The 15,777-nt window shown below is 31.2% G+C and carries 23 protein-coding genes; 22 read left to right on the plus strand and 1 reads right to left on the minus strand.

Annotation, left to right across the window (positions count from 1 at the left end):
* Window positions 1-624 precede the first annotated feature (624 nt).
* From ABH966_RS15235 to ABH966_RS15340, 22 genes are all read left to right on the plus strand, one after another.
* Window positions 625-1,062 (plus strand): SMI1/KNR4 family protein, encoded by a 438-nt coding sequence (locus ABH966_RS15235; protein ID WP_370079768.1) that lies wholly within the window; start codon window positions 625-627, stop codon window positions 1,060-1,062.
* Between the two features lie 184 nt (window positions 1,063-1,246).
* A complete protein-coding gene (locus ABH966_RS15240; protein ID WP_370079770.1) occupies window positions 1,247-1,921 on the plus strand; it encodes a hypothetical protein in 675 nt (224 codons plus the stop codon).
* Window positions 1,922-2,152: 231 nt separating this feature from the next.
* Window positions 2,153-2,566 carry a hypothetical protein gene (locus ABH966_RS15245; RefSeq protein ID WP_370079772.1) on the plus strand — a complete coding sequence of 138 codons (414 nt, stop codon included), beginning with the start codon at window positions 2,153-2,155 and terminating at the stop codon, window positions 2,564-2,566.
* 92 nt (window positions 2,567-2,658) lie between these two features.
* Complete coding sequence (locus tag ABH966_RS15250) at window positions 2,659-3,003, plus strand: hypothetical protein (protein ID WP_370079774.1); 345 nt, start codon at window positions 2,659-2,661, stop codon at window positions 3,001-3,003.
* A gap of 194 nt (window positions 3,004-3,197) precedes the next feature.
* The gene (locus ABH966_RS15255) at window positions 3,198-3,827 is read left to right on the plus strand and encodes a hypothetical protein (RefSeq protein WP_370079776.1); all 630 of its coding nucleotides are present in this window, start codon (window positions 3,198-3,200) and stop codon (window positions 3,825-3,827) included.
* Between the two features lie 253 nt (window positions 3,828-4,080).
* Window positions 4,081-4,398, plus strand: a complete 318-nt coding sequence (locus tag ABH966_RS15260; protein ID WP_370079778.1) for a hypothetical protein — start codon at window positions 4,081-4,083, stop codon at window positions 4,396-4,398.
* A gap of 67 nt (window positions 4,399-4,465) precedes the next feature.
* Window positions 4,466-4,705 (plus strand): hypothetical protein, encoded by a 240-nt coding sequence (locus tag ABH966_RS15265; RefSeq protein ID WP_370079780.1) that lies wholly within the window; start codon window positions 4,466-4,468, stop codon window positions 4,703-4,705.
* Complete coding sequence (locus tag ABH966_RS15270) at window positions 4,698-5,138, plus strand: ankyrin repeat domain-containing protein (protein WP_370079782.1); 441 nt, start codon at window positions 4,698-4,700, stop codon at window positions 5,136-5,138. The genes ABH966_RS15265 and ABH966_RS15270 overlap by 8 nt, the downstream gene beginning before the upstream one ends.
* Window positions 5,139-5,348: 210 nt before the next feature.
* Entirely contained in the window at window positions 5,349-6,023 is a 675-nt protein-coding gene (locus ABH966_RS15275; protein WP_370079784.1) for a hypothetical protein, read from the plus strand.
* 159 nt (window positions 6,024-6,182) lie between these two features.
* On the plus strand, window positions 6,183-6,575 hold the full coding sequence (locus tag ABH966_RS15280) for a hypothetical protein (RefSeq protein ID WP_370079786.1): 393 nt from the start codon (window positions 6,183-6,185) through the stop codon (window positions 6,573-6,575).
* A 207-nt stretch (window positions 6,576-6,782) separates the two neighbouring features.
* On the plus strand, window positions 6,783-7,175 hold the full coding sequence (locus ABH966_RS15285; RefSeq protein WP_370079788.1) for an immunity 22 family protein: 393 nt from the start codon (window positions 6,783-6,785) through the stop codon (window positions 7,173-7,175).
* A 522-nt stretch (window positions 7,176-7,697) separates the two neighbouring features.
* Window positions 7,698-8,015 carry a hypothetical protein gene (locus tag ABH966_RS15290; RefSeq protein WP_370079789.1) on the plus strand — a complete coding sequence of 106 codons (318 nt, stop codon included), beginning with the start codon at window positions 7,698-7,700 and terminating at the stop codon, window positions 8,013-8,015.
* A gap of 61 nt (window positions 8,016-8,076) precedes the next feature.
* Window positions 8,077-8,772 (plus strand): imm11 family protein, encoded by a 696-nt coding sequence (locus ABH966_RS15295; protein WP_370079791.1) that lies wholly within the window; start codon window positions 8,077-8,079, stop codon window positions 8,770-8,772.
* A gap of 429 nt (window positions 8,773-9,201) precedes the next feature.
* Window positions 9,202-9,708, plus strand: a complete 507-nt coding sequence (locus ABH966_RS15300) for an SMI1/KNR4 family protein (RefSeq protein ID WP_370079793.1) — start codon at window positions 9,202-9,204, stop codon at window positions 9,706-9,708.
* Window positions 9,692-10,252, plus strand: coding sequence for an SMI1/KNR4 family protein (locus ABH966_RS15305; protein ID WP_370079795.1), 561 nt, complete (start codon window positions 9,692-9,694; stop codon window positions 10,250-10,252). The genes ABH966_RS15300 and ABH966_RS15305 overlap by 17 nt, the downstream gene beginning before the upstream one ends.
* A 128-nt stretch (window positions 10,253-10,380) precedes the next feature.
* A complete protein-coding gene (locus tag ABH966_RS15310; protein WP_370079797.1) occupies window positions 10,381-10,806 on the plus strand; it encodes a hypothetical protein in 426 nt (141 codons plus the stop codon).
* A gap of 24 nt (window positions 10,807-10,830) precedes the next feature.
* Window positions 10,831-11,229 (plus strand): immunity 22 family protein, encoded by a 399-nt coding sequence (locus ABH966_RS15315; RefSeq protein ID WP_370079799.1) that lies wholly within the window; start codon window positions 10,831-10,833, stop codon window positions 11,227-11,229.
* Between the two features lie 328 nt (window positions 11,230-11,557).
* Window positions 11,558-12,016 carry a hypothetical protein gene (locus ABH966_RS15320; protein WP_370079800.1) on the plus strand — a complete coding sequence of 153 codons (459 nt, stop codon included), beginning with the start codon at window positions 11,558-11,560 and terminating at the stop codon, window positions 12,014-12,016.
* A gap of 327 nt (window positions 12,017-12,343) precedes the next feature.
* Window positions 12,344-12,775: a hypothetical protein gene (locus ABH966_RS15325; protein WP_370079802.1), complete on the plus strand. Its 432-nt coding sequence runs from the start codon at window positions 12,344-12,346 to the stop codon at window positions 12,773-12,775.
* Complete coding sequence (locus tag ABH966_RS15330; RefSeq protein WP_370079804.1) at window positions 12,775-13,095, plus strand: hypothetical protein; 321 nt, start codon at window positions 12,775-12,777, stop codon at window positions 13,093-13,095. The genes ABH966_RS15325 and ABH966_RS15330 overlap by 1 nt, the downstream gene beginning before the upstream one ends.
* 26 nt (window positions 13,096-13,121) lie before the next feature.
* Entirely contained in the window at window positions 13,122-13,544 is a 423-nt protein-coding gene (locus tag ABH966_RS15335; RefSeq protein ID WP_370079806.1) for a hypothetical protein, read from the plus strand.
* Between the two features lie 291 nt (window positions 13,545-13,835).
* Window positions 13,836-14,024 carry a hypothetical protein gene (locus ABH966_RS15340; RefSeq protein ID WP_370079808.1) on the plus strand — a complete coding sequence of 63 codons (189 nt, stop codon included), beginning with the start codon at window positions 13,836-13,838 and terminating at the stop codon, window positions 14,022-14,024.
* A gap of 206 nt (window positions 14,025-14,230) precedes the next feature.
* Here ABH966_RS15340 and ABH966_RS15345 read toward each other — a convergent pair whose 3' ends face one another.
* A complete protein-coding gene (locus ABH966_RS15345) occupies window positions 14,231-15,463 on the minus strand; it encodes a DUF418 domain-containing protein (protein ID WP_370079810.1) in 1,233 nt (410 codons plus the stop codon).
* Between the last annotated feature and the right edge of the window lie 314 nt (window positions 15,464-15,777).

Raw genomic sequence — 15,777 nt, forward strand, 5'->3', positions numbered from 1 at the left:
CTTGCTATCATGTAAATAGGGATTGTTTGGTATTGATAGAGCAACTTACTTACTGGAAGTAGAGTTTATTGCCTTTTAGTTTTTAACTTTAGATATCAAGGGCAGTATATAGATGAGGAAATAGAACTCTATTCAACTGATTTCGCAATATCATATTAAGATAAATACGATTATTACTTTCCAAAAAATATGTAAAGAGGAGCCTTAAGCCTTTTCTTTACATATTTTTTTGCGTTAAAAATGGAATTGTTTTTTCGTGTATGTAGTGTTTATCCTCATCATCAGGTGAGTAGTACCTGGAGTTGTAGTAAAATGGGGTAATACCCATTTTTTGATCAATAAATACCTTTATATCAAGGCTTTTGATAGGAGCTCAGATTTTACTGCAGCATTTAAAGAAGCGGATATTAGTGCTATAGGATAAGGCACCAAGTAGCAAATTTTAATCCTAAAACAGGCGAGGTAACCATGCAATTAAGGCCACTTTGAAACATCAAGGGTCGGTTAAACAGTTCGAACATCATTTTGGATTTTTTGGTACGTATGAAGCTTCATATGAATCTGGATGGAGAAACAATGAATCTAGAAAAATGACATGTAAGTAGTAACTAAGGAGCGAAGAGAATGTTTATAGATTGTTCTACTCAACTAACAATAAACGACTTAAACGATGTTGAAATTACATTAGGATTTAATTTACCACAACAGCTTAAAGACCATTATTTACAATTTAATGGCGGGATTCCAGTTAAACCTTGTTATTATGCCCATGATATTGACATTGAAACGGAAATTGCCGAGTTTTCTCCAATAAAATATACAAATAGCTCAAGGCTACTAGAAGAAAGGTACCTAGATTTCATAAATAGAGATGCACTCCCAAAAAAATATCTCCCGTTTGCAAATGATTGGGGTGGAAATTTATTTTGTATTGATCTAGATAACGGAAGTGTTGTTCTTATATGGATGGACTTGGGGGAAGTTACAGAAAGAAGCATCAATTTTTTATCAAATAGCTTTGTTACCTTCATAAATAATCTTGAAAAATGTGAAGATGATTAATTCCAGAAGAGATAAAAAAGGGCCTTAGGTAAAGAAAACAGACAATTTAAACAGAGGTTATCGCTTTATCCTGTCTGTTTTTTCCTTCTGCTAATGAAGAACTCAGAAACAAACAGCGAAATGGGGAAAAGATTCCTTAAAGGTATAGCAAATAAACTAGGTCATATTTAATTGGAGGAAATCAATGATTTTAAATTTTAAGTCGACACCTTTAATCACTAGAACAGAAAGAAACTTTGATGCAAATGAGATCAATACCAGTTTACAAACGAACATACCTACGAGACTAATTGAGTTTTGGAATTTTTTTGAGGAAGTTACATTTGAAAACGGAATAAATATTTATGGTTTTAACATTGCAGTGGAAAGGAACGGGTTGTATGAAGTAAGTGTTTACGCACCAGATTATATTTTGATAGGGGATGATGGTGGAGGTCAAGGAGTGTTTTTAAAAAAGAATAGCGACCAACTAAACGTATTCTATCAAGATTTGGGTGCATTGTCGTCGCCTTTATATTCTTTAGATATTGATTTTTTTACTTGGCTTGAAAATAATCCTGTTATAGATGAAGAAGATGTTCCTTCAGTCGAACTTGATTTGATAGATGAGGTAAAAGTGTATGTTGTCAGAGTACCAAATGATGCAAATAAATTTATTATGGACATAAGAAAATGCTTTAATTTGAAACTTTCTATAAAAGATATTAGAGAAAAACTGAATGGTTTACCTTTTTTAGTGATCCAAGATATCACACTTATGAAGTATGGAAAAACAATTGAAATTTTAAATCAAAAATACAATTGTTTAGAGGTTCACAATTCAAAGAATGTGATTCTAATTAGTCCAGTAAAAAATTAAGCAAATAGCCTTCCTAAAGAATTTGAGTGATGTTCAGAGAGCCAACGCTAATAAAATTAAGAGCTCCTTCCTTACATGTTTTTTGCGGAATAGGATTCAAGAGCAAGTTGTAAAATTTGAGGAGTCTATTGCATGGCCTCAAAATCATCCGCTAACTGTATCTGAAGTCTAAAAAAGTTTTTCTAGTAAAGGGAATGGTGCATGAAAGGTTAGTTGTATAGGTGAAAGGCATTGGAGGTGTTTGTCCTGGATAAAGAAGAAAATATCCACGGTTTTGATAATTATTTAAATGATGAAAAGGTATATGAAGCTTTAGAAAAATATTGGATGGATAACTTTTTTAAGTGGCTAGATACAGAAAATATTAATAAGAGCGATTGGTTAAGCCCATTTTATAAAACCACTTTCAGTAATGGGAAAAAAGTGATGGATGGAAACCCAATATTCTCAGCGAGATCTAAAAAAGATGGGAGAATAATAAGGGTTATTCAAGAAAATCCAATTGAAGGGGACGTATTTACCTCTTGGAGAAATAGTACTGTTGATGCCAAAGGTACTCTGAATGAATTAGTAATAGTTTGTACATTAAATAATGATAATTTGAAAAAGGCAAAAGGGATAATAATTAGCTGGATTGTTGGATGAACTTAATATTTTGATGGAATCTAAATACAAGACTTCCAAAAACATATGTAAAGAATATATTATACCGGTAGACCATCGAATAAGCAGTCAACTTGGCTGACGTAGATGAAGAAATCATGAAGAAGGGGGTTGATAATATGGGTATTGAGTACAGTATAGTTCTTGAAGATAAAGAAAAAATAGATTTGGTAATCGAGGAGATATTCTCTGTCCTAAAGTCTAATGAAATGTATAAAGATGTAATTATGGATCAAAAAGTAATTGTATTTCCATATGACGATTTTAATTGGGATCGATGGTGTACTATAGAAAATTGCAAGGATGAAATATACATCTGCACTAATGGTAACAGAAGAGTTCAAGAAAGTGAGTTAATAGAGGAAGTTTGTAAAGTCATTGTAAACCTAAGTTTGCAATATGAGCTGGAAGAGATGTAATATTTACTCTTCATCCTCTTCTTAGACTAGGATTTTCAGCTATGATAGGGCCACTTGATTCAGAAAACAGAACCGAATGGCGATGTGTGGAAGTACGAATACTTTGGTAATGGAATGAAGTCGCCTGAAGACATGGATTAATCTGTAGAAAGAGCAAAGGGGGGGAAAATCCGATAAGTTATTTGGATAATAATATGGAGAATAAAAATAACATAGTAGTTGAACGAAAAGAAAGTATTATATTTCAGTTAGACAAAAATCAGAATGTTGGTAATGGATGGATTGGTGGAAATGCCCCAGCATATTTTGACGATAAAAGTGAATTTTTTAGTGAAATTGGATTTGATTATCACTTCTATCTTTGTTTTGTAAGTCCACTAGATAAAAATAACATGGTTTCGGTCTTTATACCAAAAGAATACGAAAATCGTGTTTCAAAAAATATTTATCCAAACTGCTCATTGTACGTGTTTGAACATCCGGTTTCAAAAGAAAGTTTGGATTCCACTTATACCGAATTTGGAATTGTTAAACACTATATTTCAGAAGGTATTTTTGTAAATGAGGAACAAGCCTTTGAAACACCTTTTTTTATTAAGTTTGGTGGGAATCCCTTTCACATCCAAGAAGAAGAATATTATTACTCAGAATTAGAAAAAGATGGGTATAGTTTCTTGTGTCAAATTGATGAGGACGGTTATCCCAATGGATTATTCCATTCAGGCACAAGCCTTCCATTTGGGTTTGGTGCTGTGTATTTGTATGCAATTGTGACGGAGGATTCAATAAAGAATCCAATAGTAGGATATTGGCAATATTCATAGGTTGATAAATATTCTAGTGAAATAAGTTATTTTTATAAAATAGAGGATAGAAAACGAAACTATATTTGAATAATGTACGAGGAAATCAAGTTGATGAAGACTTATTGTAAATGGAAAAACCAATTGCTAGAACACCCGCCAAGGGGATTTGCGGATGAGGTTCTCCTTTAATGCAGAAAAATTTGAAGACATTTAACTAAGGATGGAAATACTTTGAGAAAAATTTCCGGGATCAATTTTAAGAAGGAGAACTATGTCAATTAAACATTTAGAAATGTTAGAGAATCAGCTAATTCAAAGTGGCTGGTCGGTTTCAAATGCATATTCTGATCAATTGTATTATGTAACAAATGATTTTACAGTTTATTGGAAAATAACGAGAGGTATAAATAAAGAAGTTATTACTTTAATATTCCCTATTCATGGTGATTTTGGGAGAAGAAGTACTAATCTGAATGATATTTTCTATTGTGAAGAAAGTCGGAATGGCAAGATACTTTACTTTAAAAAAGTTAAGAGTAAAGAGTGGACTGTAAATCTTAAAGAGTGGGTAAGTAGTCTTATGCCGTAGTTAAGTGATTTATATGTTACCTCTTATAAAAGGTTCAATGATATGTGTTTTTAAATGGAGGAGTAGAATGAACTCAACAGTACTTGAAATTCGAAAAGAATTATTAGATAAGAGGAGTGAAGTAGAACAGAATATAGACAGTATGATTACTACAAAGTTATCAGAGATTTCTTATTGGAAATATGCTTCTGATGAATATTATGCTCATCTTCCTTACTTTCATGAGATAAATAAATTTAAAAAGGGGAGAATTTTAAAAAATATAAAGGAAAGCGAAAGATTTAGTAAAAGAATGATTCATGAATAAATTCGATGATACACAGTTGTATGTGTTACTAAATGAATCAAATTACGAGAAAATTAATGCGTTTTTACAAAAATATGGTTTAGATAGTGTGGATAGGGACGGTCGTACGTTTCTGATGACCGCAATCGTTGAAGGAAAGGATGATATTGTTAATTATCTTGTGAATATTGGATGTAATGTTAATATTAAAGATGCATCGGGCTTAACCGCACTGCATTTTGCAGCTATTTATGACAGATATAATATTGTTAAGGTTCTTATAATTCGTGGTGCTGAAATTGATGCAGTAGATAATTTAGGCAATACACCCTTATGGAGAGCGATCATGGAAAATAGTAATGAAACATCAACAATAAGATATCTATTAGAGAATGGAGCAGATCCTAAAAAGGCAAACAATCGTGGGATAGCACCAAAGGATTTACTCGAATAGTGCGATCTACAACTAATTCTATATTATTTTCTTGATAATAATGTATTTTATTAAGATTCAAAAACATATGTAAAGAAGACGTATAAGCACTTTCTTTACATATGTTTTTTGTATTTGACGAAAGACTTATCAGCATGACGGTCTACGGAAAATCCAGATGGAATTAAAGTTGGGAAACAAAAACGACAAAAAATTAGGGAAGTGTACAAGGTGATAAAAAAAGAATACGATTTGCTGCGTAAAATTTTTGAAAAATATTTCGACTCATACGAAGATATGCTTTACCAAATAAAAGACATAGTAAATGAAACAGTTATTTGGAGTGATTCGTTTTTGGAATTTTTCCCATACCAAAATGTACTGAATCAATTAAAGGAACCGAAAATCTATAAAGCTGAGCCCAAATCTAACGAGGGGGTTATAGTAAATAAGTTAAAAGATGGTGAACTGTACTATTCATATGATAGTGAAAATAAGGGATGGAGCAGCGTTTTTGTAATAAAAGAAGATGGAATGAAATTGTATCTTAGGTATCTAAATAACGATAATGATGAAATAGTTTTAGAACAAGTATATTGTGTAGTTTTTAAAGAGACTGCGATTGAAAAAGTAATATTCTATTTAAAGGACGTTGACTTGGATGGAGACGAAGAATTGAACGAAGAAACATTTTTGGTGGATAAATATTCTTATAATAGCAATGAGACAATTGATACAATTATTAGAAATGGTTTCTATCATGAAAATAAAAATATTATACCAACTACCACATTTCGATTTGAGTATGTTAACGAAGATATATTCATATACACAAAACAATTGAAACTAAATCAAATGGATGTCGAAAAGTTAAGGTGGAAGATCAAAAAATCCAAAATCCAGTAGAATATAATCCAAGTGAACATGGAAAGAATCCCTAACAAACTGCATAAAGATATTACTGAAAGAGAAAATAATGCTGGTTAATCTATATATGGTATTGGAAACTAAATCACATGTAAGGAGCTTAAAAACTGAATTTTATAAAGGAAGGAAATCATTTCTATGAATGAAATAAAACTAGAGGTTCAGGGATATTATGAAATTTTAAACTTACATAAAGCTTTACTTGAGGCAAAATTTCATAAGAGTCCAGATAATTTCGATGTTGCGGGTAGTCCCATTATTGCAAAAATCTGCAACAATATTGTAGATATGTTAACAGAATACGAAATCGAAGAAAAAGGTAAAGATACATGGAGTGAATGGCGGAAGATTGAAAATCATAATTTTTTTAAAGAAAGAGCAGTAGAAAATGCTCAAAATGGGGCATGGGAGAAGTTGAGTTATGAAGAAAAAGAGTTGTTAACAAAAAATATTTTTAGTCCATTTTCTTTTACGGAAAAAGATGTAATAGATTTTATAAAAACGGTTGAGGGAAAATTTAACATAGAATAAAAAGAGTAGCTAATTACAAAAGATGTAGAAACCTAAACGAGCACATGTAAATTTAATAAGGCTACCTGGAAAATCTAGTAAAGCAAGTAGTAATTTTCATAGACAATTGTCTCAGGCTTTCAAGAACTCCAAAAGGGAAGTTAGAAAAATAATTGCAGAATATCATAAAAATCATATAAAAGTGAGTTGTAAATAATAATGGGGATAATGAGTAAGGTTCATGTTTGGATAGGAATTAGCAACGTAGATAACGATACCTTTAATGAATACTTTGAAATCGATTATAGTGATCCAAACATGGATATCGATGATCCAAAATATAAGATATGTGAATTTTGTAAGGATATTAATGAAAAAGTGTATGACGAGGATTGGATTGGTGTCTACTGGCAAGATAAATTAACAGACGTGGATGAATTTATTGAAGAACTATCAGTAGAGGATGAGTCGATGGTTGAAATAAAAAACATCTGTATTCAAAAAGGATTAGACAAAGTAAACACAATGTTTTATTATTTCGATTCGGAAATCGAAATTACAGATGTTAAAAAGCTTTATAACGGCCTGCATTATATCGGATTATTCGAAACCGATTTTTAGTGCAAACGTAAAAATAACAATGTACATTTTTGCTAGTATAAGTATGTACACTTTCGCTGATTAACTACTTTTCTATACAAATGCGTGAATAATTACAACTTGACACGGACCTCTACTCAATAGCCTAGAACCCAGCTATATCAAGAGCTGGCTAACCGGTCAAGGCTATGATGCTCGCCACTTCCTGTAAAGTTATAATACAAAGGAAATCAAAAATGTACTTGGTTAAAAAAGCATTTTTGTACATATTTATTTAAACGTTTATATTTTAGTGCAGTAAGCATATCAAAAGAGTAATAGAACCTTAGGTGATAGGTGGTTTTTCTGCTCTTTTTTGCTATAAATTGAGCTGTTTTCACATTGCTATGGATCATCCTGCTGCTCCAAGGCCAATAGAAATTTTGAAACAATACGATATTGATTTCAACAGTGAGATAATGGAATTTATCTACGACATATGACTCGAATAGTTCTCAACCTGGGGTATAACAGGTAGAAAGAAAGAATAGAAGACAGGAAATATTGAAAGATATCAAAGAAGGTAAGGTTGCACAAAAATTAAGAAAGGAAAATAGGGTTACAAAAAATATGTCGATAAAAAAATCATTAATTGAACTAGTATCTGTTTGGGAAAGTACAAACGATCCTATTGAGATTGCCAAATCTGCTTATATTGTTTATTTAGAATATAATCGACACTTACCAAATGAAATTGAAGGCATTATTAAAGACATAATGATTATGGAAGCCGACGAGTGTATGATTATGGGAGTTGATGAAATCAATTATCTTATAAAAAAATTACAAAATTTTGCTGAATCGTTAACAATAAATATTTAATATCATGGTGTTTGTTGCTCATATTTGAATCGCTATAAAACATACAACGAATGTCTGCGAGTTGAGCAAATGGATTTCTAAGCAATACCACTATGCTATGAAAGATATAATAAATAGGGAAAGAAAAATCTTAGAACTGGCAAAACCAGACTACATTGTGAAGGATGAGTATGAGATGAGTTATTTCAGATTGTTAGCTTCTTACAAAAGAGATGTATATTTCTTTTATTCTAATGAGAATAAATATAATAGATTTGATTTAGATAAAGGAACACCTTATTCTCAGAGTGAAAAACTTTTATACGTGGTAGATAGGTTCGATTCTTATATGGAACAGTATGATATTTTACCAACAGTCGGTGGTAAACTAGTAAGTTTAAAGCTAAAAACACTAATAGAAGGATTAGGTTCAGATTGCGAGTTCATTCCTGCAATAATAAAATCTACAGAAACGGGAGAAATAAACAATTCTTACTTTGTAATGAATGTTTTAAATCTGATTCCTTGTTTAGATCATAATAGATCAGACTATGAACCACTAATTAAATCCATACCTGATGGGCCAATTAGTTTAAATATTATTGCTTTTATTCAAGAATCCCTTAATGGATATCATGTCGTAAGAATGAAAGAATCAAAAGAAGAGATAGTTGTAGATGAAGTTTTCGTGGATGCTTGCAGAAAAGAGAAAATTCAAGGCGTTCTGTTAGTTAAAGAAGGAAATGTACGTAGTCCGGAATTTGTTGATTTAAAATAAAATAATTCTGAATGGAAGTAGAAACTTAGTGATAATAAAACAGACATCGTAGTACTCGCTGGATGATATGTGATAACATTTATCTGTATATCTCTATGATAATTAAGAATTTCTCACTTGCAAAAAACATTTAAGGAGTAGCATAAATCCGCAGTATCTGGATTTATTGCTACTCTTTTTTTAAACTAAATTTATTTACCTTTTGGATAAAGTTTAACTATTGTTATGACGTATTCAGAAGTGATTCGAGGAAACAATTGGAAAAGTAGGGGGATTGGGATAAAATAATAGCAAAGCAAGCACAAGAGTTGTTAGATGTAACGTTTGATGCAGCTAAGTACCTAGGGGAAGCACGAGATAAGTTTTACAAAGAATTCAATAAATACATATATGATAAATACAAGTAAATTTGAGATTAAAGGAGCAAGTATGAAGATAATAGAGATTATTAAAAAAATTGAACAGGATAGTAATTGTAGACTTGTGAAAAGGATCACAGATTTCACAAGTGATTTAGCTCTTCCAAAAGATTTGCATTATTTTTTTAGTAATTATGACTCCCTACAAATGTTTTTAGATAAGCCTTATGGAATAAAAATAGTTTCTTCAAATGAGTTTATTCCAACTAGTAAAAGGCTTTACCCAGAGGATGATGTTATTTGGGAGGAACTAGAAGATGATATTAGTAATGACTGGTATCTTATTGCTGAATCTGAACAAATAAACCAATACATTAGTATTGACATGAGCAAGTCTCATTTCGGTTATTGCTATGATAGTTTTTTGGAAACCCATGCAACACCAGGGGATAGTCAGATTATTGCTAAAAGCTTTACGGAACTGTTAGAGCATTTATACTCTAGTAAAGGTGAAAATTGGTTTTGGTTGGCTGAAAATTTCGAATCGTATGGGGATGCTTATGATGGTACCAATTAGACAGATAGGGGAAGACGATTGGATTGAAAACCTAACATCCTTTCTTGAGGATTATGATGTAGAAGTGATTTCATTAGAATGTGAAAAAATTTTTCAAAAGACAGAGCAATATCTAGACTGGATAATTCCCTCACAAACGAAAGACTATTTCATAAATTTTGGTGGTATTGAAAGTTCTGATTTCATGTACAACCTTAAGAAAATTGATGAGTGGGAAGTATTGACAAATTCTATTTGGGAATTTGTATCATTACACTTTCAACAGGAAGAAACAGATAAATATATTGTTTTTTCTGAAAGCCCTAGCAATGATCCTATTTGTTTTAAAAGAGACACTGGAGAGGTTTATTTGTTTTCTCATGATCCCATTAATGGGGCTAAAGTATATAAAGATTTCAATGACTATTTATTAAATGAGATAATTGAAATCCAGAAATTGTACACAGAAGTTACTTTTGATAGTTCTAAGGAAGAAATAGAGTATAAAGCAAATCTGCTGGATGGCGAAGGTATTGATTTTGATTTCCGTTATTTAAAACTTTAAGTATAAATAATAACAGGGATGATTTATTTAAGCGACGTAGAAAGAACTTTAAAAGCAAAAGACCGATAAATGATCCAGAAGGTGGAGATCATCATTTAGAGATCATATGTAAAAGGTAGTGAAAAACTATGGATTTAAGGGAAAAGCTACAAAGACATTTAACAAAAAATAAATATGAAAAATTCCCCGGCATTAAATTCGAAAAAATATTATTATCTAATGAATATACTGAAAATGAAGACAGGGAAACAGAGTACGTATATAAAACATATAGTATACCAAATGAGCGAATAGATAATAGATGTGATAAAGAACATCAGATAGCATGGATTAAAGAAAGAGTAACGCCATACTTGGAAAAAGGTCATGATGTAATTTTAATAGATAACGGATTTGGTGTTCAAGTAACAATTTTAGATACTGAAGAAATGCTTGATTTTTATTTAAATTCTATATTACATATAGGACTCTCTATAATTAATAGAAGTTTGAAAAAGTTTTTAAATATACAGAAAGAGGAATATGATTTCCTTTTTTTTATACGAGATATTTAATTATTGAAAGTGGGTTGTAATAAAATGTACATGTCTAAAGTTCATATATGGGTTGGTATTAACCATGATGAATCAAATGTTTTTGAAAAATACTTTGAACTGGATTATAGCGATCCGGATATAGATATCGATGACTCTGAATATAATGTATGTCAATTTTGTAAAGATATTGGTGAAAGGTGGTATGACGAGGATTTAATAGGTGTTTTTAGAACAGAAGAGTTGAGAAATATAAAAGAGTTTTTGGGGGAGTTATCAGTTTCATCAGAAATAGGTATTGAAATACAGGATACCAGTAAAGAAAAAGGTTTTGAAAGTATAAATTCAATGTTCTATTATATGGATCCAGAGTTAGTAATATCAGATGAAACTAAACTGTATAATAAACTTACTTATATAGGTGTTTTTGATACTGATTTATAAAGGAATTCTATTATAGAGAGGGTTGTTATTCAGTAACAATTTTACTGAGCTCTTGGTATAAGAGTGTTTATCGAGAGCGCTGTACTTCTTGATGATGTTCAACATAGGATAATAGAAATCATTTGAGTCTCAAAGAGCAGGAATAACAGAAGTACCTATAACCCAAACATAACGGTGGAACTTACTGCAGTAATCTACATAAGAAACTACTTTCAAGACCTTTTAACAGATCAGGTCTTCCAAAAATCATAATGCCACCGAAAGGGACAGCAAAATAATCTGATATTGTATGTATAAAAGGATCGTAATAGTAACTAAGGAGATTAAAATGAAAATAAACGAAATTATACAAACTAATTGGAAAAACAATCAGCTTCCGGGAATAGATGGCATAATTTATATATCAGGTAAAGTTATTATTATGGATTCTTATGAAGTAATGGACGGTAATACTACAAATTACTTTATAAATCCCCTATGCGAAACCTCTTTAGAAAGTATCATGTCTTTTAATGAGGACATCTGGTGTGAGATTGAGAAACATCCACAAATTCAACATAATGATAGAATATTTATTTGTGGTGAAGGTGGTATGGGCAATGAAGGGTTTATTGCTAATGTTGACATGAACAATAATTTGATATGGGCATTCTTTTCAACGGCTTCCAATCCATTTTATAAATTGGAATTAGAAGATAACTTATTGAAAGCACATTCAACCGCTGATTTAATCTATGTGATAAATATTAACAAACCAGAGGAAATGACTATAAAACTAAGTAGTTAATTAGGTAAATCAATATAAAATTTCAAAACATATGTAAAGAAGATACCAAAATCCTTTCTTTACATATGTTTTTTTGTGAAAAATTAATTATTTTATAGATATCTTGGATGAAATTCATAAAGGTACTTTAAGAAGGCAAAAAAATAGATTTTGATATGCTATTGTAGATTATAAAGTAATTTTCTCATTGCAAAATGACATCAAAAGGAGTGGAAGAATGCGTACTAATAAATATTGGAAGTATTTTGATCGAGCAATGAAGGAGTACAAAAAAAGAGTAATTTCAGATGAAGAGGTAAAAGAAATACTAGATGAACGAATGAACGAATGAAGGAAGTAAAGGACTTAATTCAAAAAAATGAACGAAATCACTTAGCTGATAGCTTAGGCTTATTAATTGGTGTTCACCTAGAAATGAACGCAAAAAATAGAATACTAAATGGAGAACCGTCAGCATGGATTTTAATAGAGCTACAACTTCTTTGGTTGAATCAAATGATCAAAAGCAATCCAAGTGAAAGAAATGTATCGGACAGGGAAATAGGAGGGCTCATCGGACTTTCTTTATTATGGGGCTATGAAGATATTGCAGAGCTAACATACAAATATGCAACGAATATGTTTACAAAAGATCGAGATTTTTATTATGAGAATAAGACTCACCATGTTTTCATGACATGCTTATATCATTATTGGCAAACTGGGGAAATGCCTGAATTGTTTAATATTTTACAGATGATCATGTCTACCAAAGATTAATGCACAGTTGGAACGATACAAATAATTTTGGAGAGCATCTTTATGAACTATGTGATTTCCACATTTATAGTCTAAGCGACACGCCTCATAAATTAAGTGAAATTTTATCGTTTGACTGTATTCCTTACGATTATTATTGTATTCAATTAATAAGAGAAAAAGAGGGACTAGACACGCCTAATATAGAGCATCCGTTGCTTCAAACACCTCTTGCTGAAATTCCAAAGGATAAACCTGGATACAAATTTGATGAGGATAAGATATTGCAATTCGTAATTCAAAATGAAAAAGTACCTGATTTGCAACGTATTATACGTTAAATCAAATGTAAGCAAGGGGTGAGTAAGTGGATTTTAAGGACAAAATAGAGCTCTTCAAATTCAAAAAGAAATACGAAAATTTCCCTGGAATTAAATCATTTAGAATGGTTTCAAAAGGGGAACTAACGAAAAATGAAACGGATGTAATCGATGCTATAAGAAAGATTGATAGTAAATGTGATGATAGAATTCCGATTGATTCTAATAGATGTAATATGATCGATTGGATAAAAGAAAAGATACTACCTTATTTGAATTATAATACTGAGTTCATTATTGGTGGTAATGGAGGTTTAGCAGTTTTCTTTGAAAGTATTGAAATGTTTTTGCAACATTATTTAAAAGAAAGCCAATCTCTAGATATTATGATACTGAATAGGGATTTTAAAAAATGGATTGTGATATTTGAAGAAGAGTATTTTCTAGAATTGTTTATTAAAAATATTTAGATTGAATGACAAAGAAAATAGAGTAAGCGTATGAATACAATGTTGATAAATTTGCAAAAGCTTTCATGTGATATGCAAGAACAAATTTTTCAGAGGTTTCAATACAAGAAGAACACTCAAATAAATATAGTAAATGGTGTAAAATAATTTGTAGAGGATAGGTATTGTGAGGAAATTCCCTTATTGATTTATTTCTCTAATCGTGTAAATAACAAATTTAAATTACAATTTAACGATGTATTGGATATAAGATATTCTATTGAAAATGGTTTCATTGATAGAGTCTCTAATATGCCAGTAGATATCCTTAAAAATAATAGAATGTTTGTGCTAACAGACTCAAGTTATTTTAATAACTTTACACTTCAAATTTCTGGAACAATTCCAACAGACAACATAAAACATTACCTGTTATTTAATAGAGTTGATACTGGAGTAGAATTGCTTACAACAAATGAGCCGATATTAAAGAAGTTATAATAATTTAAGGTACTTTACGCAATTACCAACGAGAATGCTATAGCTCGGTCGGAAATTTTTAAATTCAAATACTTTTTCTTTGGAATCATAAAAACAGCCAGTCAACGGTCAAGCCGATTTCTGGCTGTTTTTTAGATAGTTAAGAGGCAGCCTCTTAGTTCGTTTTATCGAGGAATTCACCGAATTGCAGTCAATCCTCACCTAAGCTATGCATTTTTAGATTCCTTTTTAATACCTAAATAAGTGAATGACCTCCAAACATATTCTAATGGCCCGAAGCGGAATTTGGATAACCAAAGCTTACTAAAAATCACTTGGAAAACAAAAATGACAATGGCAATGATGATAGCTGTAGTTAAGTGGAGTTTTCCGTATACGCCGAATGCAAATGGTCCAAATAAAAATGTACATATAATAGATTGCCCGATATAGTTTGTGAATGCCATTCTTCCTGGGAACGCTAACCACTGTAAAATTTTCTTCCCTTTCACCGTGTGATAAATAAAGATTAAGCTAATGGCATAAAAGATTGTTAGGAGTGGCGAGCTAATATATTGAACAGTAGAAAAGTTTTCTGAAAGGGAAGGTAATATCCAGCCCAATGTTCCACCAAAAATCAATGTTAGTAACCACGTAATGAAAAATCCTTTTCGATATTCTTCAAAACGATGAAGCCATTTTTTCTTCGCAACAGCTGCTCCAAATAAGAACATTAGTAAGAATGGAAGATTTGAAAATAAAAAAAATATAGGATTGCCTAAAAAAAGAACATATAGCCCATTACGCATTGTATAAAAAGTTCTTTCCATAAGATTAGCATCTAATAATTCTTGAATATCTCCATTTTGGTGGGCCTCGATCGTAACTTGCATGAGCTGACGACTTTCCTCTGACATGGACATTGACATTGGCGTAGTAGAATCAGAAGATATTGCCCCAAACGTAAATGACCCCAAAAGTAAGCTATATAAAGTTAAACTAATAATTAACATAGCTTTTGGTTTTAACTTATGCATGAGAAGGAGTAATAATCCTAAAATTGCATAGTCTGTTAAAATATCTCCAAACCAAATGAAATAGGCGTGGATACAACCGAAAATAAATAACGCAATAAGTCGTCTAGAATAAATTCCCCAAAAGTTTAATTGCTTTGCGGCAGCCCTTTCCTGCATGATGACCATGCCAAAACCGAACAGCATGGAAAAGAGCATGACAAATTTTCCATCGACAAACATAGTAAGTATAGTTTTAACTGTATAATCGGCGCCATTCCAAAAAGAAGTCCATTCATTTTTAAAACTTAAATCTTCCTGCATGTAGGCGGGGTAAAGGAACCAAACAATATTGGCTAATATGATTCCTAATAATGCGAACCCCCTTAATACATCGAGTGTTTCAATCCGCTCTTTGGCAGATATGGGTGAAAGCTTTTGCTTCATATAATCATCCTTTTCATTGTTATTTTGTTCTTTCAACAAATGGTTACCGTTGAAAAACCTTTGTTAATGAGACTTTAAATGATAATTATCAGGATTTTATAAGGAAATTTAAGGCATCGTAATATATGAATCAAAGAGTTAGATGGGGAGAGGGATTTGGAAATTTAATGTTAGGAGTTTATGATTCTTCCGAATGAACTGTTTAGGGATATCCTTAAAAGTAGTTTCCTTTACTAAAAATAATTTATAAAACATTGGCTTATTCCAACTTTAAAAGAGGAGGAGGAATAAGCTTTTTATTTTTGTAATGGTAG

The organism is Lysinibacillus sp. RC46 (genome assembly GCF_041262385.1).
GTDB lineage: Bacteria > Bacillota > Bacilli > Bacillales_A > Planococcaceae > Lysinibacillus.